Consider the following 17,587-nt stretch of genomic DNA (forward strand, 5'->3'; position numbering starts at 1 on the left):
AAAAAACCCCGCACCAGGCGGGGTTTTGTCTACTGAAACGGGTTAGGCGGCTTCAGGTTTACGCACTATCTCTTTCAGCTTTACCGGCTGCGTCGCCAGCTCTTCAGCGTCAAAATCATCAACGTTAATACTGCGCAGACGGCTCTCTTCCGCTTTGATCAGCAGGTCTGCTTCATCTTTAGTAATGATGCCGCCCGCCAGGGCTTCTTTAGCCAGTTCGTTCAGACGGGTGAACGGCAGGTTTTTACCCAGCTGTTTGCAGATCTTCTGATGAATCGGATCGGCAGCCATCACGTCCAGCAGCGCCTCTTCCAGCAGACCGACCGGGTTATGCTCGGTCGGGGCCAGATACTGACCGCGGCCGATACGTGAGCGGGTGGCGCTCGGAACCTGCAGGATCTTCGCAACTTTATGATCCAACTTATCGGACGGTGCCAGATAGTGACGGCCGGTCGGGAAGATCACCACGCGCAGGGCGCCCGCCACAAAGCGGTTCGGGAAGTTCACCAGCAGATCGTCGATAGCCTGTTCCGCCTGATACAGCGCATCCTGCACGCCCCAGTGCACCAGCGGCAGATCCGCTTCATGACGGCCTTCATCGTCGTAGCGCTTCAGCACTGCCGAGGCGAGGAAGATCTGGCTCAGCACATCACCCAGACGAGCAGAAATACGCTCCCGACGCTTCAGGCTACCGCCCAGTACCGCCATCGACACGTCAGAGAGCAGCGCAAGGTTGGCACTCAGACGGTTCAGATGCTGGTAGTAACGACGGGTCGCATCGCCGGTTGGCGTGGCGCTCGTCAGGCCGCGGGTCAGACCCAGCCACAGGCTGCGCATTTTGTTACTGCCGACGTGACCGATATGTTTAAACAGCAGCTTATCGAACGCATCAACATCGTTGTTCTGGGCGGCAGCCATCTCTTCCAGCACGTAGGGATGGCAGCGAATTGCGCCCTGGCCGAAGATCATCATGCTGCGGGTCAGAATGTTCGCCCCTTCAACGGTGATGGCAATCGGTGCGCCCTGATAGCCACGCGCCAGGAAGTTGCCTTCACCCAGCATAATACCTTTACCGCCGGCAATATCCATCGCATCGATGATGGACTGCTGTGCACGGTGGGTACAGTGGTACTTCACGATAGCTGACAGCACAGCCGGTTTTTCGCCCAGCATGATGCCGTAGGTAATTAAGGAAGCGGCGGCATCCATCACGTAGGCGTTGCCTGCGATACGGGCCAGCGGCTCCTCGATCCCTTCCATCTTACCGATAGAGATTCTGAACTGACGGCGGATGTGAGCGTAAGCGCCAATCCCCATTGCTACCGATTTCAGACCGCCCGTGGAATTCGACGGCAGGGTAATGCCGCGGCCAACGGACAGACATTCCACCAGCATGCGCCAGCCCTGACCGGCCATTTTCGGCCCGCCGATGATGTAATCAATCGGTACAAAGATATCCTGACCGCGGGTCGGACCGTTCTGGAACGGCACGTTCAGCGGGAAGTGACGACGACCAATCTCAACGCCAGGGGTGCTGGTTGGGATCAGCGCACAGGTGATGCCCAGATCCTCTTCGCCGCCTAACAGTTTGTCCGGGTCAGAGAGTTTAAACGCCAGGCCCAGCACGGTGGCAATGGGTGCCAGCGTAATGTAACGCTTGTTCCAGGTCAGACGCATACCCAGAACCTGCTCGCCCTGCCACTCGCCCATGCAGACCACGCCGGTATCCGGAATAGCGCCCGCATCGGAACCCGCCTCCGGGCTGGTGAGTGCAAAGCAAGGGATCTCGAGGCCACGCGCCAGACGCGGCAGGTAGTGATTTTTTTGCTCTTCGGTACCGTAATGTTGCAGCAGTTCACCCGGGCCTAAGGAGTTAGGCACGCCGACGGTGATCGCCAGGATCCCGGAGACGCCAGACAGTTTTTGCAGCACGCGAGCCTGGGCGTAAGCAGAGAACTCCAGCCCGCCGTACTCTTTCTTGATGATCATCGCGAAGAAGCGATGCTCTTTTAAAAATGCCCACAGTTCCGGCGGCAGATCGGCCATCTCATGGGTGATCTGGAAGTCATTCGCCATGCGGCAGGCTTCTTCAACCGGGCCGTCAATAAACGCCTGTTCTTCAGTAGTAAGGCGCGGCTGCGGGTAGTTATGCAGCTTTTTCCAGTCTGGGTTGCCCTGGAACAGCTCGCCTTCCCACCAGGTGGTGCCCGCGTCAATCGCCTCTTTTTCGGTACGCGACATCGGCGGCATCACTTTGCGGAAGCCACGGAATACCGGTGCAGAAATCAGCGATTTACGCATGGAAGTGACGTTGAACGGCACCAGAATAATCGCCAGCGGAACCAGCACCCAGGTGTTCCAGATGCCGGTTACGCCCAGCGCAGCGGTCCAGGCCAGTAAGATAAGGCTGCTCAGAATTAAGCTGACCCGGTGATAGAACAACACCCCGAGCAGAACAACGGTTAAGAGAATACTTAAAATCATCATAAAGAATTGCTCCCTGTCTTGTAGGAGGTCTGACCACTTGTGATGATATGGTTGTAGTGGATGTTATTTCTTTTAGCAATGCATTCACAAAATAATTACAACCTGGTTCACATTGTTCAGGTTTTACCCGGCACAAAAAAGCAAAACGTCCGACGATTCGCGCGGCTTTAGCTTCTCGCTTTTACCGCTATCCGGTAAACTTGCTCTGTTATTTCATCAATACTGAAGGATTATCCTCATGTACCAGGATCTTATTCGTAACGAACTGAACGAAGCGGCGGAAACGCTGGCCAACTTTCTGAAAGATGAAGCCAATATCCACGCTATTCAGCGCGCGGCGGTCCTGCTGGCCGACAGCTTCAAAGCGGGCGGTAAAGTCCTCTCCTGCGGCAATGGCGGTTCGCATTGCGATGCCATGCACTTTGCCGAAGAGCTGACCGGCCGTTATCGCGAAAACCGTCCGGGCTACCCGGCGATTGCGATCTCTGACGTCAGCCACATCTCCTGCGTGGGCAATGACTTCGGTTACGATCACATCTTTTCGCGTTATGTTGAAGCCGTGGGCCGTGAAGGGGATGTTCTGCTGGGGATTTCCACCTCAGGCAACTCCGCCAACGTGATCAAAGCGATCGAAGCCGCACGTGAAAAAGGGATGAAAGTGATCACCCTGACCGGTAAAGACGGCGGCAAAATGGCCGGTTCTGCGGATATCGAAATCCGCGTGCCGCATTTCGGTTACGCTGACCGTGTTCAGGAAATTCACATCAAAGTGATTCATATCCTGATTCAACTGATCGAAAAAGAGATGGTTAAGTAAGACTTCGCTGGGGGCAATATGCCCCCGCTGTTGTGGAGGTGATGTATGTGCGAACTGCTCGGGATGAGCGCCAATGTGCCAACCGATATCTGCTTTAGTTTCACCGGGCTGGTGCAGCGCGGTGGAGGAACCGGGCCGCATAAAGACGGCTGGGGTATTACCTTCTACGAAGGAAAAGGCTGTCGCACGTTCAAGGATCCACAACCCAGCTTCAATTCACCCATTGCCAGACTGGTGCAGGACTATCCCATTAAATCCTGCTCGGTGGTAGCGCATATCCGCCAGGCCAACCGGGGTGAAGTGGCGCTGGAAAATACCCATCCTTTTACCCGCGAGCTGTGGGGACGCAACTGGACCTACGCCCATAACGGCCAGCTGAGCGGTTATAAATCACTGGAGACGGGCAACTTCCGTCCGGTGGGGGAAACCGACAGCGAAAAGGCCTTCTGCTGGCTGCTGCACAAGCTGACCGAACGCTATCCGCGCACGCCGGGCAACATGACCGCGGTCTTTAAATACATCGCCTCGCTGGCGGCGGAGCTGCGGGAGAAAGGTGTCTTTAATATGCTGCTGTCGGACGGGCGTTATGTGATGGCGTTCTGCTCGACGAACCTGTTCTGGATCACCCGGCGGGCGCCCTTTGGTGTGGCAAAACTGCTGGATCAGGATGTGGAAATTGATTTTCAGACCGAAACCACACCCAACGATGTGGTCACGGTTATCGCTACTCAGCCGCTGACGGGCAATGAAGCCTGGCAAAAAATCATGCCAGGCGAGTGGATCTTATTTTGTCTCGGGGAGAGAGTAGTTTGACGCCAGCTGTGGCTGGACGACCTCGTGGCTCAGCGGCTTGCTGACCACGTAACGTCCATCCACCACCGAAACGGTCGGGGGCTTATGCGTCTGCTGGAAGTAGTCATAACCCGGCTTCAGCTGTTTCCAGAAATCGGCGTAGTATGAGCTCTTGTGACGCTGCATATTGGCATCGGTCATGCGGAACGGATAGATGCTCACCTGCACGGCAGACTGGCCAAACACCAGCGCGCCGGTCACAAACTGGAAGATCTCATCAATACCGCTGTCCGTCATCGCGTAGCAACCCACCGACACGCAGGCACCGTGGATCATCAGGTATTTCCCGTCATAACCATGCGCACGGTCAAAGGCATTCGGGAAACCAATGTTGATGGCTTTATAGAAGCGGCTGTCGGGTTTTAGCTGGCTACGCTGAACGCTGTAGAACCCCTCCGGGCTTTTGAAATCGCCCTGACGCTGTTTCGGGCCGAGGCCGCCGGAGTAGTTACAGATTTTATAGCTGTCGAGCAGCTGATACGTCTCACCCATCTTCACGAACAGGTCTAACGTGCGCTCTTCCTTATAGATCTGGATATAGACTGGAGAGCCCATCAACTGCTGTTTGTATTCTTTGCTAATCGGCGTTGTTGAGCTGTTGCTGCTGAGCAGCCCGGCAAACGAAACGCACGGAATAAGAAGCATCGCAATGAACAATGCGATTTTACGCATACTACATGTTCCTTGATAAAACCTAACCAACTTGCCAGGACGGCAAAAGAGACCCGAACTCAGAATTATCTGTATTAGGAGCGCTCACATTAGCACCACTGCATTTTTTCGCAAGCGTCGGCGCGTGGGTTTACAAAATAGTTTTACCTTATAACCTGGATTGACTCCGCTGGCATTGAGAACTTTGCGTAATCGGTCGCATTTTAGCACCCGCCGCTGCGTTATCTCTGCCTCATGATGGTGGAAAATGGTACACTGCGCGCGTCTTACGACCGAAGGTCAAGAAAGGGAGCTTTTTCAGGATCATCCGCGATCCTGCTGGTCACATCAGCGACTTCTCGCCACCTTTCTTTTCCTGTGCAACGACTTCTGACTTGTCCGGCTTGCTGGCCGGAACGGTTATTCATGGATATCAATTAACACTATGATTAGAATCAGAAAAGGACTTGATTTGCCGATTTCCGGCATTCCAGAACAGCAGATTTCTCCCTGCGCGCCGCCCCGCCACGTTGCGATTCTGGGGGATGATTACGTGGGCATGCGTCCCACTATGCTGGTGCAGGAAGGCGACAGCGTCATCAAGGGGCAGGCGTTATTCGAGGATAAAAAAAATCCTGGGGTCCTCTTTACTGCGCCCGCCAGCGGGACGGTGGTCGCCATCAATCGTGGCGAGCGCCGGATATTGCAGTCGGTAGTGATCCGGACTGAAGGGGAGGGTGAGCGAGAGTTTACCCGCCACGAATCTTCGGATCTCGCCACGCTCACCCGCCAGGCCGTACAGTCGCAACTGCTGGAATCGGGGCTGTGGACGGCATTTCGTACCCGCCCCTTCAGCAAAACCCCGGTGCCCGACACCGTTCCGGCCGCTATCTTTGTCACCGCCATCGACACCAATCCGCTCTGCGCCGACCCGCAGCCCATTATTCTGGCCGAGCGTCAGGCTTTTGATGCCGGGCTGACCGTGCTTACGCGCCTGACGGAGGGCAAGGTGCATGTCTGCCAGGCGAGCGGCGGCAAACTGGGCGGGCATCCGCAGGGGCAAGTGACCTTCAACACCTTTGCCGGGCCGCATCCGGCAGGCCTTCCAGGCACTCATATCCATTTCCTGGAGGCGGTCAGCCTGACCAAACAGGTGTGGCATCTGAACTACCAGGACGCTATCGCCATCGGCAAGCTGTTCACCACCGGCCAGCTTTGCACCGAGCGAGTGATCGCCCTGGGCGGCCCGCAGATGCGCAATCCGCGTCTGGTGCGCACCTGTATGGGCGCGGACATCAACGAGCTGCTGGTGGACGAAACCCTCGAGGGCGAAAACCGTCATATTTCGGGCTCTGTGCTGAGCGGCAGGCATGCGGTGGGCACCCAGGCATATCTCGGGCGCTTCCATTTGCAGGTCAGCGTGGTGAAAGAGGGGCGTGAGAAAGAGCTGTTTGGCTGGGTGATGCCGGGCAAAGAGAAGTTCTCCGTGACCCGCACGACGCTGGGCCATTTCCTGCGCAACAAGCTGTTTAACTTCTCAACGGATACCAACGGTGGCGAGCGGGCGATGGTGCCTATCGGCAACTACGAGCGGGTAATGCCTCTCGATATTCTGCCGACCATGCTGCTGCGCGATCTGCTGGCGGGTGATACCGATAGCGCACAGGCGCTGGGCTGCCTGGAGCTGGATGAAGAAGACCTGGCGCTCTGCACCTACGTTTGCCCCGGAAAATACGAATACGGACCCGTATTGCGCGAGGTGTTAACCCGCATTGAGCAGGAAGGATAACTGATGGGCCTGAAACATCTCATTGAAAAAATAGAGCCGCACTTTACCCACGGCGGCAAGCTGGAAAAGTACTACCCGCTGTTTGAAGCGACGGCGACGCTCCTCTATACGCCAGGGCAGGTCACTAAAGGCGCCGCGCACGTGCGTGATGCCATTGACCTCAAGCGCATGATGATCCTCGTCTGGTTCGCCGTGTTCCCGGCAATGTTCTGGGGCATGTACAACGTCGGGCTGCAAACCATTCCGGCGCTGAACCATCTTTATGATGCCCAGCAGCTGCAGCAGATCATCGCGGGCGACTGGCACTACCGGGTGGCGCAGATGTTGGGCGTCAGCTTTGCCGCGGATGCCGGTTGGATCAGCATGATGACGCTGGGGGCAGTCTACTTCCTGCCCATCTACATGACGGTATTTCTGGTCGGTGGCTTCTGGGAAGTGCTGTTCGCCATCGTGCGCAAGCACGAGATCAACGAAGGCTTCTTTGTTACCTCGATTTTGTTCGCCCTGATTGTGCCGCCGACGTTACCGCTATGGCAGGCGGCGATGGGGATCAGCTTTGGCGTGGTGATTGCGAAGGAGATCTTCGGTGGCACCGGGCGCAACTTCCTTAACCCGGCTCTTGCCGGACGCGCGTTCCTGTTCTTTGCTTACCCAGCGCAAATCTCCGGCGATCTGGTCTGGACGGCCGCAGACGGTTTTTCCGGCGCGACGCCTCTGTCCCAGTGGGCTGCCCGCGGCGGGGAAGCGCTGGTCAATAACGCCACTGGACAGCCGGTCAGCTGGTTCGATGCCTTTATCGGCAACATTCCAGGCTCGATAGGTGAAGTCTCCACGCTGATGATCCTGATTGGCGGGGCCATCATTCTGTTTGGCCGCGTCGCCTCCTGGCGCATCGTGGCGGGCGTCATGCTCGGCATGATCCTTACCGCAACGCTGTTTAACCTGATTGGCTCGGCGACGAATCCCATGTTTGCCATGCCGTGGTACTGGCATCTGGTGCTGGGCGGTTTCGCCTTCGGCATGATGTTTATGGCTACCGACCCGGTTTCGGCGTCCTTTACCAATAAAGGAAAATGGTATTACGGGGCGCTGATTGGCGCGATGTGCGTGCTGATCCGTGTCGTTAACCCGGCCTATCCGGAAGGGATGATGCTGGCGATCCTGTTCGCCAACCTGTTTGCGCCGCTGTTCGATTACCTGGTGGTGCGTGCCAACATCAAGCGGAGGAAGGCGCGTGGCTGAGATTAAAAATAATGACAGCATCGGCAAGACGCTGATGGTGGTGGTGGTGCTTTGCCTGGTCTGCTCCATTGTGGTGGCAGGATCTGCGGTGGGACTTAAGTCCCGTCAGCAAGAGCAACGCGCTCTCGATAAACAAAGAAACATCCTGGCCGTAGCGGGGCTGATGAACGGTGAAATGAGCGCTGAAGACGTGGCGCAGACCTTTGCCTCACGCATCACGCCGCGTCTGGTTGATCTCAACACCGGCGAACTGCTCGAGACCGACCCGTCTGGCTATAACCAGGCTCAGGCGCTGAAAGATCCGCAGCGCAGCACCGAACTGGATGCCAGCCAGGATCCGGCAGGTATCAAACGCCGCAGCAATACGGCGGAGATCTATCTGGTGCGAGATGAACAACAGCGCGTTCAGGAGCTGGTCCTGCCGATCTACGGCAACGGCCTGTGGTCGATGATGTATGCCTTTGTGGCTCTGAATACCGATGGCCGCACCGTTAAGGGCATCACCTACTACGATCAGGGCGAAACCCCGGGGCTGGGCGGTGAAGTGGAAAACCCGGCCTGGCGCGCGCAGTTTATCGGCAAAAAAGTGCTGGATGACAACGGCCAGCCGGCGCTGAAAGTGGTGAAAGGTGGAGCGCGTCAGGGTGATGAGTACGCTGTCGACGGCCTGTCGGGCGCCACGCTGACCTCAAACGGCGTGCAGCACAGCTTTGATTTCTGGATGGGCGAGATGGGTTTTGGTCCTTTTCTTAAGAAGGTACGTGAAGGAGAGCTGAACAATGGCTGATGCGGGCGAACTGAAAGAAGTTAAACGGGTTCTTATCGGGCCGCTCATCGCCAATAACCCGATTACCCTGCAGGTGCTGGGTGTCTGTTCGGCGCTGGCGGTCACGACAAAACTGGAAACCGCGGTGGTGATGACCCTGGCGGTGACGCTGGTGACGGCGTTTTCCAGCATGTTTATCTCGATGATCCGCCACCATATCCCGAACAGCGTGCGCATTATCGTGCAGATGGCGATCATCGCTTCGCTGGTGATCGTGGTGGATCAGCTGCTGCGGGCGTTTGCCTACGAAACCTCAAAACAGCTGTCGGTCTTTGTGGGCCTGATCATCACCAACTGCATCGTGATGGGGCGTGCAGAAGCCTATGCGATGAAAATGCCGCCGCTGGCCAGCTTTATGGACGGTATCGGCAACGGTCTTGGCTATGGCGTGATCCTGCTGACGGTCGGTTTCTTGCGCGAGCTTATCGGCAGCGGCAAACTGTTTGGTATCACCGTGCTGGACACCGTGCAAAACGGTGGCTGGTATCTGCCAAACGGCTTGTTCCTGCTGGCGCCCAGCGCGTTCTTCATTATCGGTTTGCTGATCTGGGCGGTGAGAACCTGGCGTCCTGAACAGCAGGAAAAGGAGTAACCGACAATGGCTCATTACATTAGTCTGTTTGTGCGCGCGGTGTTTGTCGAAAACATGGCGCTCGCGTTTTTCCTCGGGATGTGTACCTTCCTCGCGGTGTCGAAAAAGGTGTCGACGGCCTTTGGCCTGGGCGTTGCCGTTACGGTAGTGCTGGGTCTGGCGGTGCCGATCAATAACCTGGTCTTTAATCTGGTGCTGCGCGACAGCGCGCTGGTTGAGGGCGTTGATCTGAGCTTCCTCAACTTCATTACCTTCATTGGGGTGATTGCGGCGCTGGTGCAGATCCTCGAGATGATCCTCGATAAGTACTTCCCGTCACTGTATACCGCGCTGGGCATCTTCCTGCCGCTGATTGCGGTGAACTGCGCCATCTTCGGTGGCGTGTCGTTCATGGTGCAGCGTGATTATAACTTTACCGAGTCGGTGGTGTACGGCTTCGGCTCCGGTATTGGCTGGATGCTGGCTATCGTGGCGATGGCGGGTCTGCGCGAAAAAATGAAGTATGCCAACGTGCCGGCCGGGTTGCGCGGCTTAGGGATCACCTTTATCACCACCGGTCTGATGGCGCTGGGCTTTATGTCCTTCTCCGGTGTGCAGCTGTAAGGGCAAATTGTATGGAAATTATTCTTGGCGTGGTGATGTTCACGCTGATCGTGCTGGTGCTCTCGGGGCTGATTCTGGTAGCGCGATCAAAGCTGGTCAATTCCGGCGATGTGATCATTGAGATTAACGATGAGGCAGACAAGCAGATCCGGACGCCTGCGGGCGACAAACTGCTGAACACGCTCTCTGGCAACGGCATTTTTATCTCCTCTGCCTGTGGCGGCGGCGGCTCGTGCGGACAATGCCGGGTCACTGTTAAAGAGGGCGGTGGCGATATCCTGCCGACCGAGCTGTCGCACATCAGCAAGCGTGAGGCGAAAGAGGGCTGTCGTCTGGCGTGCCAGGTGGCGGTGCGCCAGAACATGAAGATCGAACTGCCGGAGGAGATCTTCGGCGTGAAGAAGTGGGAGTGCGAGGTTATCTCCAACGATAACAAAGCCACCTTCATTAAAGAGCTGAAACTGCGCGTGCCCGATGGCGAAGATGTGCCGTTCCGTGCGGGCGGCTACATTCAGATCGAGTGCCCGGAACATACTGTCGCCTATAAAGATTTTGATGTGCCTGAGCAGTACCGCGGCGACTGGGACAGATTCAACCTGTTCCGCTTTGTCTCTGAGGTCAAAGAGCCGACGCTTCGCGCCTACTCCATGGCTAACTACCCGGAAGAGAAGGGCATCATTATGCTCAACGTGCGTATTGCTACGCCGCCGCCAGGCGTGCCGGATGCACCACCGGGGATCATGTCTTCCTATATCTGGTCGCTGAAAGCGGGGGATAAAGTCACCATCTCCGGGCCGTTTGGTGAGTTCTTTGCCAAAGAGACCGACGCCGAAATGGTCTTTATCGGCGGCGGAGCCGGAATGGCGCCGATGCGCTCGCACATTTTCGACCAGCTTAAGCGTCTCGGCAGCCAGCGTAAAATCAGCTTCTGGTACGGCGCCCGCTCCCTGCGCGAGATGTTCTATCAGGAGGAGTTTGAGCAGCTGGCGCGGGATAACCCGAACTTTAGCTTCCATATTGCGCTTTCCGATCCGCAGCCGGAAGACAACTGGACCGGCTATACCGGCTTCATTCATAACGTGCTGTATGAAAACTATCTGAAGCACCACGCCGCACCGGAAGACTGCGAGTTCTACATGTGTGGTCCGCCAATGATGAACGCAGCAGTCATTAAAATGCTGCAGGATCTGGGCGTGGAAGATGAGAACATCATGCTGGATGATTTTGGAGGCTGATGATGATGACCTTCGTGCTGACCTTTGTCGTCTTTGTGCTGGTGATCTTCGGCATGTCGCTCGGCTGGCTGATTAAGCGCAAAAGCATTCAGGGCAGCTGCGGCGGCATCTCTTCCCTGGGGATGGAGAAAGTCTGCGATTGTCCTGAGCCTTGCGACGCGCGCAAAAAGCGCATGGAGCGAGAGGCACAGCGCCAGCAAAACAGGATCCTCTGAAATAAACAGGCCGCATACAGCGGCCTGATTTTTTTACTTCAGCCACTCTCGCGCCTGAGCGGGAGAATCGACCATCACGCCGTCTGCCCCCAGGGCTTTTGCTTTCTGGTAATCCCCTGCGGAATTGACTCCCAGCAGGATAATGTGTCCATTACCCTGAGAGCGGAAACAGTCCATCGCCTCTTTATCCCAGGTCAGGGTTGCCGGAGAAACACCCTCGCCAAGGGTGAACTTTTCCACCACTTCCACCTTGCGGTTCAGCTCCAGCCCGTACCAGTACGCCTCCATTTTCTTTGCTGGCGTCTGGCACACGTGGTTCAGCGAGATATTTGCCAGCCGGGTACGGGTTTCACTCCGGGTGACAAAGCGTGAAATTTCAGCTGGCAGAGCATCCAGATAGCGATCTTCCGTTGAGTACACGCGCACGCGTTTCAGGCTATTGGTCTCTTTCAGCACGGTAAGCAGCTGTTTGCCCATTTCTGCCGGATCTGCATCAGGGGATTTGATATCAATGTAGAACGGAGTCTCAGGCCAGCGTTCAAGCACGGCTTTCAGCGTCGGGATCGTGGCGCCAGCGACATTCTCTTTCCATTTCGCGCCTGCATTAAACGTCGCGAGTTCCGCCTGGGTATACCGGGACACTTTTCCCTGCGCCGTGGTTAACGCACTTAAATCGCTGGGACGATACAGGACAGGCACGCCGTCACGGCTGAGCTGTACGGTAATCCAGATAGCCTGAGCGTGGTTTTCCAGCGCCAGCGCGATCGCCGGAAGGGTATTCTCTGGTGCGTCTGCGGTTCCACCACGGTGGGCGATAATCTGTGGGTCCGCCCAGGCGTGAGTGGCGATCAGCAGTGAAGCAATAATCATCTTTTTCATGAATAATTTTCCATTTAAAATATTTTAATTTTATGAATTTTAACGATTTATTGACGGGATCTTGTACCACGATTTAGTGACAGAATTGAGACAGTAAAACTGCTGACGCATTTTTTGTACTTTGTTATACTGGATGTAATTACAGGTATGGTGAAGACGATGCGCAAAATCATCCATGTCGATATGGACTGTTTTTTTGCTGCGGTGGAGATGCGGGACAACCCGGCGCTGCGGGATATCCCCATTGCCATTGGCGGCAGTCGCGAACGGCGTGGCGTGATCAGTACAGCTAACTATCCGGCGCGCAAGTTTGGCGTGCGCAGCGCCATGCCAACCGCGATGGCATTAAAACTTTGTCCCCATCTTACCCTCTTGCCGGGGCGCTTTGATGCCTATAAAGAAGCGTCTCACCATATCCGTGAAATCTTTTCCCGCTACACCTCCCTGATTGAACCCCTGTCGCTGGACGAAGCCTATCTGGACGTCACCGACAGCCTGCACTGTCACGGTTCCGCCACGCTGATGGCTCAGGAGATCCGCCAGACGATTTTCAATGAACTGCAGCTCACCGCTTCGGCGGGCGTCGCGCCGGTAAAATTTCTCGCCAAAATCGCCTCGGACCTCAATAAGCCCGACGGCCAGTATGTGATTACCCCTGACGAGGTTCCGGCGTTTATCAAAACGCTGCCGCTCGGCAAGATCCCGGGCGTGGGTAAAGTCTCCGCCTCCCGGCTGGAGAGCATGGGGCTGCGCACCTGCGAAGATGTGCAAAAAAGCGATCTGGCGATGCTGCTCAAGCGCTTTGGTAAGTTTGGCCGCGTGCTGTGGGAGCGCAGCCAGGGCATTGACGAGCGCAATGTTAACAGCGAGCGGCTGCGTAAATCGGTTGGTGTGGAACGGACGCTCGCCGAGGATATCCACGAGTGGGAAGCCTGCGAAGCCATCATTGTTGAACAGCTTTATCCTGAACTGGAGCGGCGGCTTACGAAGGTCAAACCGGATCTGCTGATTGCCCGCCAGGGGGTGAAGCTGAAGTTTAACGACTTTCAGCAAACCACGCAGGAACACGTCTGGCCGCGTCTCAACAAAGAGGATCTGATTGCGACCGCGAAGAAAACCTGGGAAGAGCGTCGGGCAGGACGCGGGGTTCGGCTGGTGGGGTTACACGTCACGCTGCTGGATCCGCAGCTGGAACGACAGCTGGTGCTGGGGCTGTAAAAAAGCCCGGTGGCGCTAACGCTTACCGGGCCTACAAACTACTGCCCGGTGGCGCTGAAGCTTACCGGGCCTACAAAGGGCATTAATCCGTATGGCACTGTCCGTAGGCCCGGCAAACGCAGTGCCGCCGGGCATCAGACCGCACCTTACTTAGCCGGAATCGCTTTCAGCAGTTCGGTCAGCAGGGTCCAGTAATTTCCCACGCTTTCGATATGAACCTGCTCATCCGGAGAGTGCGGACCGGTAATGGTTGGCCCGATGGACACCATGTCCATGTCCGGGTACGGCTTTTTAAACAGACCGCATTCCAGACCTGCGTGAATAATCTGAATGTTCGGCGTGCTGTTGAACAGACGCTGATAAGTTTCACGCACCAGCGCCATCACCGGAGAGCTTGCATCCGGCTGCCAGCCCGGGTAGCTGCCTTTGGCGACGGTTTTCGCGCCAGACAGTTTGCCCAGAGATTCCAGCGTGCTCACCACGTAGTCTTTACCGCTGTCGATCAGGGAGCGGATCAGGCAGATGATCTCTGCGCTGTCGTCACCCATGGTCACCACGCCGACGTTCAGGGAGGTTTCCACCACGCCTTTCGCCACGTCGGAGTTGCGGATCACGCCGTTTGGCGTGGCGTTCAGCAGCTGAACAAAACGATCGCGTGACGCTTCAGTCAGCGCCGCTTTATCGCTGGCGATCGCTTCCAGAACCATGGTCAGGTTCTTCTCTTTGGCTTCCAGTTCGTTTTTCAGGATATCCACATAAACGGAGGAGAGCTTTTTCAGCGCATCGGCTTTGTCTGCGGCAACGGCCAGGGTCGCGAAGGCTTCACGCGGGATAGCGTTACGCAGCGTACCGCCGTTGAAATCCACCAGACGCAGATCCAGTTCGGCAGCATGACCGGCCAGGAAACGGGCCAGCAGCTTGTTGGCATTGCCCAAACCTAAGTGAATGTCAGCGCCGGAGTGGCCGCCTTTCAGCCCTTTCAGCGTCAGCTTAAAGGTCTGGAACCCTGCCGGGATCGCTTCACGGGTCAGTGGCAGCGTGGAGATAAAGTCGATACCGCCCGCGCAACCCATGTAGATTTCGCCTTCCTCTTCGGAATCGGTATTGATCAGGATATCCGCCTGCAGCCAGTTTGCCTGCAGACCAAATGCGCCATCCATACCGGCTTCTTCGGTCATGGTCAGCAGCACTTCCAGCGGGCCATGCTCAACGCGGTCGTCGGCCAGCACCGCCAGCGCAGAGGCCATACCGATGCCGTTATCCGCACCCAGGGTGGTGCCCCGGGCTTTAACCCAGTCGCCATCGATGTACGGCTGAATCGGGTCTTTGGTGAAATCGTGAACGGTGTCGTTGTTCTTCTGTGGCACCATGTCCAGGTGAGCCTGCAGCACAACAGGTTTACGGTTTTCCATGCCTGCGGTAGCAGGTTTACGGATCAGAATGTTGCCAACCTGGTCGCGTTCGGCGTGCAGCCCTTTTTCCTTCGCCCAGCCCATAATGTGTTCGGCAAGCTGTTCTTCGTGATAGGACGGATGAGGAATGGAGCAGATTTTGGCAAAAATATCCCACAGCGGTTGTGGCGATAGTTGAGACAGTTCAGACACAGTAAGTCTCCTTGTCGATCTCCTGCAGACAATCTTGCAGGTCACGGGGTTAGCAGGTTAAGAGTTACCACAAGTCAGACTTGCGAGGTGGGTTTGAGAATACCACTTTCTCTGTCGGCTGGTAGGGGTAAGCAAGTAAAAACTCCCGCTGTAACCGCTTAGCACTGGTTTTTAGTGCTTCAGATCTCTATAATCTCGCGCAACCATTTTCCCCCTCGAACACTTTTTAAGCCGTATAAACACAGGCTGGGACAATTCACATGAGCGAAAAATACATCGTCACCTGGGACATGTTGCAGATTCATGCACGTAAACTGGCTGCACGCCTGATGCCATCCGAACAGTGGAAAGGCATTATCGCTGTCAGCCGCGGCGGTCTGGTACCAGGGGCGCTGCTGGCACGTGAGCTGGGTATTCGTCATGTCGATACCGTGTGCATCTCCAGCTACGACCACGACAACCAGCGTGAGCTGAAAGTGCTGAAACGCGCTGAAGGCGATGGTGAAGGTTTCATCGTGATTGACGATCTGGTTGATACCGGCGGTACGGCAGTCGCTATCCGCGAAATGTATCCAAAAGCGCATTTCGTTACCATCTTCGCTAAACCGGCCGGTAAGCCGCTGGTTGACGATTATGTCATTGATATCCCGCAGGATACCTGGATCGAACAGCCATGGGATATGGGCGTCGTATTCGTCCCACCTATTTCAGGCCGCTAATAAATACATTTTTAACGCCCGGTGATGCCGGGCGTTATTTTTTTCGCCTCTGTCGCGTTACAATGATGCCCTCTGACGTATCTATAGAGGCAGCGCGCAATGTCCCAGGCGAATCTCAGCGAAATTCTCTTCAAGCCCAAATTCAAGCACCCGGAAACCTCGACGCTGGTTCGTCGTTTTAACAGCGGCGTACAACCCTCAGTACAATCGGCGCTGGATGGCAAAAACATCCCGCACTGGTACCGCATGGTGAACCGTCTGATGTGGATCTGGCGCGGCATCGATCCCCGTGAAATTCTCGACGTGCAGGCGCGTATCGTCATGAGCCAGGCCGAACGTACCGACGAGGATCTGTACGATACGGTGGTAGGCTATCGCGGCGGCAACTGGATTTACGAATGGGCAAAACAGGCGATGCTCTGGCAGCAGAAGGCCAGCCAGGAGGAAGATCCTCTGCTTAGCGGCCAGCACTGGCTGCACGCCTGTAACCTCTACAGCATCGCGGCATACCCGCACCTGAAAGGCGATGAACTGGCGGAGCAGGCCCAGGCCCTGGCGAACCGCGCCTACCAGGAAGCGGCCCAGCACCTGCCTGGCCGGATGCGCGAAATCAGCTTTACCATCCCCGGCGGCCCGGCGGTGACCGGCTTCCTGCATATGCCCCCGGGCGACGGCCCTTTCCCGACGGTGATGATGTGCGGCGGCCTCGACTCCCTGCAAACCGATTACTACAGCCTGTATGAGCGCTACCTGGCGCCGAAAGGGCTGGCGATGCTGACCCTCGACATGCCATCGATTGGCTTCTCGTCAAAATGGAAACTGACGCAGGATTCCAGCTTGCTCCACCAGCATGCCCTGAAAGCGCTGGAACAGAATCCGTGGGTGGATCACACCCGGGTGGCGGCGTTTGGCTTCCGCTTTGGCGCCAATGTCGCCGTTCGTCTGGCCTATCTGGAATCATCACGCCTGAAGGCGGTGGCCTGTCTGGGGCCGGTGGTTCACGCCCTGTTAAGTGAACCCGCCCGTCAGGGCAGCGTGCCGGAGATGTATCTTGATGTGCTGGCCAGCCGACTGGGTATGCACGATGCCTCGGACGAGGCGCTGCGCGTGGAGCTCAATCGCTACTCCCTGAAAATGCAGGGGCTGCTGGGCCGCCGTTGCCCTACGCCAATGCTCTCTGGTTTCTGGAAAAACGATCCGTTCAGCCCGGAGGAGGAGTCCCGCTTAATCACCTCGTCATCTGTGGATGGCAAACTGCTGGAGGTGCCGTTCAGCCCGGTGTATGAGAATTTTGACAAAGCCTTGCAGCAGATCACGCGCTGGATCCATCAGAGATTGAGTTAAGAGATTGCTAATTTTTTGAGGTTTGGTAAAACAGTGGCTTCACAAAAGGAGATCGCAATGACGTTACCGAGTGGACATCCGAAAAGTAGAATGATCAAGAAGTTTATGGCTCTTGGCCCCTACATCCGCGAAGAGCAGTGCGAAGAGAATCGTTTCTTTTTCGATTGCCTGGCCGTGTGCGTTAACGTAAAGCCAGCGCCGGAGAAGCGCGAATTCTGGGGATGGTGGATGGAAATGGAAGCCGAAGAGTCACGCTTCACTTATAACTACCAGTTTGGCCTGTTCGATAAAGAGGGTCACTGGCAGGCGATGGCCATTAAGGATCCGGAAGTGGTCCAGCGCCTTGAGCACACCCTGCGTGAATTCCATGAAAAAGCCCGTGCGCTGCTGGCAACGTTCGATCTTAAACTCGAGCCTGCTGATGATTTCACCAACGAGCCGGTGAAATTAACGGCATAACGTCTGGCGCGAAAAACAGACAATAAAAAACCCGGCATCGAGCCGGGTTTTTTTT

Annotated in this window: 17 protein-coding genes; 13 read left to right on the top strand and 4 right to left on the bottom strand. The window is 56.2% G+C overall.

The genetic code is table 11. The features are described 5' to 3' along the window. Positions 1-42 precede the first annotated feature (42 nt). Complete coding sequence (gene fadE / locus FHN83_RS16110; RefSeq protein WP_139564368.1) at positions 43-2,487, bottom strand: acyl-CoA dehydrogenase FadE; 2,445 nt, start codon at positions 2,485-2,487, stop codon at positions 43-45. Positions 2,488-2,725: 238 nt separating this feature from the next. Here fadE and lpcA point away from each other — a divergent pair, with 238 nt between their 5' ends. Together lpcA and FHN83_RS16120 are read left to right on the top strand one after the other, a co-directional pair. Next, positions 2,726-3,304 carry a D-sedoheptulose 7-phosphate isomerase gene (gene lpcA / locus FHN83_RS16115; protein ID WP_039032082.1) on the top strand — a complete coding sequence of 193 codons (579 nt, stop codon included), beginning with the start codon at positions 2,726-2,728 and terminating at the stop codon, positions 3,302-3,304. A gap of 45 nt (positions 3,305-3,349) precedes the next feature. Beyond that, complete coding sequence (locus FHN83_RS16120) at positions 3,350-4,117, top strand: class II glutamine amidotransferase (protein WP_039032083.1); 768 nt, start codon at positions 3,350-3,352, stop codon at positions 4,115-4,117. On the opposite strand, the gene dpaA is transcribed toward FHN83_RS16120, so the two are convergent. After that, positions 4,088-4,828, bottom strand: a complete 741-nt coding sequence (dpaA, locus tag FHN83_RS16125) for a peptidoglycan meso-diaminopimelic acid protein amidase (protein ID WP_039032084.1) — start codon at positions 4,826-4,828, stop codon at positions 4,088-4,090. The genes FHN83_RS16120 and dpaA overlap by 30 nt on opposite strands. Positions 4,829-5,252: 424 nt before the next feature. Between dpaA and FHN83_RS16130 the strand changes: the two genes are divergently transcribed. Genes FHN83_RS16130 through nqrM form a run of 7 tightly spaced genes read left to right on the top strand, consistent with a single transcriptional unit; the run spans position 5,253 to position 11,309 of the window. Further along, positions 5,253-6,596, top strand: a complete 1,344-nt coding sequence (locus FHN83_RS16130) for a Na(+)-translocating NADH-quinone reductase subunit A (protein ID WP_139564369.1) — start codon at positions 5,253-5,255, stop codon at positions 6,594-6,596. A 3-nt stretch (positions 6,597-6,599) separates the two neighbouring features. Further along, complete coding sequence (locus FHN83_RS16135) at positions 6,600-7,838, top strand: NADH:ubiquinone reductase (Na(+)-transporting) subunit B (protein ID WP_039032086.1); 1,239 nt, start codon at positions 6,600-6,602, stop codon at positions 7,836-7,838. After that, positions 7,831-8,625: a Na(+)-translocating NADH-quinone reductase subunit C gene (locus tag FHN83_RS16140; RefSeq protein WP_039032087.1), complete on the top strand. Its 795-nt coding sequence runs from the start codon at positions 7,831-7,833 to the stop codon at positions 8,623-8,625. The genes FHN83_RS16135 and FHN83_RS16140 overlap by 8 nt, the downstream gene beginning before the upstream one ends. Further along, complete coding sequence (locus FHN83_RS16145) at positions 8,618-9,256, top strand: NADH:ubiquinone reductase (Na(+)-transporting) subunit D (protein WP_032616678.1); 639 nt, start codon at positions 8,618-8,620, stop codon at positions 9,254-9,256. The genes FHN83_RS16140 and FHN83_RS16145 overlap by 8 nt, the downstream gene beginning before the upstream one ends. 6 nt (positions 9,257-9,262) lie before the next feature. Next, a complete protein-coding gene (gene nqrE / locus FHN83_RS16150) occupies positions 9,263-9,859 on the top strand; it encodes an NADH:ubiquinone reductase (Na(+)-transporting) subunit E (protein ID WP_039032088.1) in 597 nt (198 codons plus the stop codon). A gap of 11 nt (positions 9,860-9,870) precedes the next feature. After that, complete coding sequence (gene nqrF, locus FHN83_RS16155; protein WP_039032089.1) at positions 9,871-11,094, top strand: NADH:ubiquinone reductase (Na(+)-transporting) subunit F; 1,224 nt, start codon at positions 9,871-9,873, stop codon at positions 11,092-11,094. Beyond that, entirely contained in the window at positions 11,094-11,309 is a 216-nt protein-coding gene (gene nqrM, locus FHN83_RS16160; protein ID WP_176556498.1) for a (Na+)-NQR maturation NqrM, read from the top strand. The genes nqrF and nqrM overlap by 1 nt, the downstream gene beginning before the upstream one ends. Before the next feature lie 33 nt (positions 11,310-11,342). Here nqrM and FHN83_RS16165 read toward each other — a convergent pair whose 3' ends face one another. Next, positions 11,343-12,188 (bottom strand): glycerophosphodiester phosphodiesterase family protein, encoded by an 846-nt coding sequence (locus FHN83_RS16165; RefSeq protein WP_139564371.1) that lies wholly within the window; start codon positions 12,186-12,188, stop codon positions 11,343-11,345. Positions 12,189-12,347: 159 nt separating this feature from the next. Here FHN83_RS16165 and dinB point away from each other — a divergent pair, with 159 nt between their 5' ends. Then, a complete protein-coding gene (gene dinB, locus FHN83_RS16170) occupies positions 12,348-13,406 on the top strand; it encodes a DNA polymerase IV (protein WP_139564372.1) in 1,059 nt (352 codons plus the stop codon). Between the two features lie 146 nt (positions 13,407-13,552). Here dinB and pepD read toward each other — a convergent pair whose 3' ends face one another. Beyond that, positions 13,553-15,010, bottom strand: coding sequence for a cytosol nonspecific dipeptidase (pepD, locus tag FHN83_RS16175; RefSeq protein WP_039032092.1), 1,458 nt, complete (start codon positions 15,008-15,010; stop codon positions 13,553-13,555). Positions 15,011-15,270: 260 nt separating this feature from the next. On the opposite strand from pepD, the gene gpt reads away from it, so the two are divergent. The 3 genes from gpt (at position 15,271) to crl (ending at position 17,532) form a co-directional block, all read left to right on the top strand. Beyond that, the gene (gene gpt / locus FHN83_RS16180; RefSeq protein WP_032616685.1) at positions 15,271-15,729 is read left to right on the top strand and encodes a xanthine phosphoribosyltransferase; all 459 of its coding nucleotides are present in this window, start codon (positions 15,271-15,273) and stop codon (positions 15,727-15,729) included. A gap of 99 nt (positions 15,730-15,828) precedes the next feature. Next, positions 15,829-17,073, top strand: coding sequence for an esterase FrsA (frsA, locus tag FHN83_RS16185; RefSeq protein WP_039032093.1), 1,245 nt, complete (start codon positions 15,829-15,831; stop codon positions 17,071-17,073). Between the two features lie 57 nt (positions 17,074-17,130). Beyond that, a complete protein-coding gene (crl, locus tag FHN83_RS16190; RefSeq protein ID WP_039032094.1) occupies positions 17,131-17,532 on the top strand; it encodes a sigma factor-binding protein Crl in 402 nt (133 codons plus the stop codon). Positions 17,533-17,587: the final 55 nt, after the last annotated feature.

This window comes from Leclercia adecarboxylata, assembly GCF_006171285.1.
In the GTDB taxonomy this organism is placed as follows: domain Bacteria; phylum Pseudomonadota; class Gammaproteobacteria; order Enterobacterales; family Enterobacteriaceae; genus Enterobacter; species Enterobacter barmai.